1 protein-coding gene is annotated in these 1,716 nt (G+C 60.4%); it reads left to right on the top strand.

Features of this window, described 5'->3' with window-relative positions:
• Positions 1–7: 7 nt before the first annotated feature.
• A complete protein-coding gene (locus ACF8OV_RS11160) occupies positions 8–1,501 on the top strand; it encodes an IS91-like element ISVsa3 family transposase (RefSeq protein WP_001120888.1) in 1,494 nt (497 codons plus the stop codon).
• Positions 1,502–1,716: the final 215 nt, after the last annotated feature.

The raw sequence follows: 1,716 nt of genomic DNA, 5'->3' as shown, positions 1-1,716 counted from the left end.
GCGGAACATGCCTCATGTGGCGGCCAGGACGGCCAGCCGGGATCGGGATACTGGTCGTTACCAGAGCCACCGACCCGAGCAAACCCTTCTCTATCAGATCGTTGACGAGTATTACCCGGCATTCGCTGCGCTTATGGCAGAGCAGGGAAAGGAATTGCCGGGCTATGTGCAACGGGAATTTGAAGAATTTCTCCAATGCGGGCGGCTGGAGCATGGCTTTCTACGGGTTCGCTGCGAGTCTTGCCACGCCGAGCACCTGGTCGCTTTCAGCTGTAAGCGTCGCGGTTTCTGCCCGAGCTGTGGGGCGCGGCGGATGGCCGAAAGTGCCGCCTTGCTGGTTGATGAAGTACTGCCTGAACAACCCATGCGTCAGTGGGTGTTGAGCTTCCCGTTTCAGCTGCGTTTCCTGTTTGCCAGCCGGCCCGAGATCATGGGGTGGGTGCTGGGCATCGTTTACCGCGTCATTGCCACGCACCTGGTCAAGAAAGCGGGCCATACCCACCAAGTGGCCAAGACGGGCGCGGTCACCCTGATCCAGCGTTTTGGATCGGCGCTCAATCTGAATGTTCACTTCCACATGCTGTTTCTCGACGGTGTGTATGTCGAGCAATCCCACGGCTCAGCGCGTTTCCGCTGGGTCAAGGCGCCGACCAGCCCAGAGCTCACCCAGCTGACGCACACCATCGCCCACCGGGTGGGTCGCTATCTGGAACGGCAAGGCCTGCTGGAACGGGATGTCGAAAACAGCTATCTGGCCTCGGATGCGGTGGATGACGACCCGATGACACCCCTGCTGGGGCACTCGATCACTTACCGTATCGCTGTCGGTTCACAGGCGGGGCGAAAGGTGTTCACTTTGCAAACTCTGCCGACCAGTGGTGATCCGTTCGGTGACGGGATTGGCAAGGTAGCCGGGTCCAGCCTGCACGCCGGCGTGGCGGCCAGGGCCGATGAACGCAAGAAGCTCGAACGGCTGTGCCGGTACATCAGCCGCCCGGCGGTATCCGAGAAGCGGCTGTCGTTAACACGAGGCGGCAACGTGCGCTACCAGCTCAAGACGCCGTACCGGGACGGCACCACGCACGTCATTTTCGAACCATTGGATTTCATTGCAAGGCTGGCCGCCCTGGTACCGAAGCCCAGAGTCAACCTAACCCGCTTCCACGGGGTGTTCGCACCCAACAGTCGGCACCGGGCGTTGGTCACGCCGGCAAAACGGGGCAGGGGCAACAAGGTCAGGGTGGCTGATGAACCGGCAACACCAGCACAACGGCGAGCGTCGATGACATGGGCGCAACGGCTCAAGCGTGTTTTCAATATCGACATCGAGACCTGCAGCGGCTGCGGCGGCGCCATGAAAGTCATCGCCTGCATTGAAGACCCTATAGTGATCAAGCAGATCCTTGATCACCTGAAGCACAAAGCCGAAACCAGCGGGACCAGGGCGTTACCCGAAAGCCGGGCGCCACCGGCTGAGCTGCTCCTGGGTCTGTTTGACTGACGAGCCTGAAGGCCAACGATACCAATCAAAATGCTGCGTTCACAGCGCCGCGGCAGGGATCCGCCGTGCTGGTTGTCGGAAAAGGAGCCGCTAGTGGGAAAGAGGAGGGTAAATTTTCAGCGTTGCTGGCTCCCCGTCAGCCGGATTGGGTTGCATCGCAGGGGTGTCGAAAGAGTCAACTGCGGTCCAAAGCTGTTGGACTTGGGTGAAAAGGG

Origin of the sequence: Vibrio sp. GLN_1 (assembly GCF_043106015.1) — a bacterium.
In the GTDB taxonomy this organism is placed as follows: Bacteria; Pseudomonadota; Gammaproteobacteria; order Enterobacterales; family Vibrionaceae; genus Vibrio; species Vibrio parahaemolyticus.
Note: the sequence above shows the minus strand (reverse complement) of the source record. Positions and strands in the feature narration are given on the sequence as shown.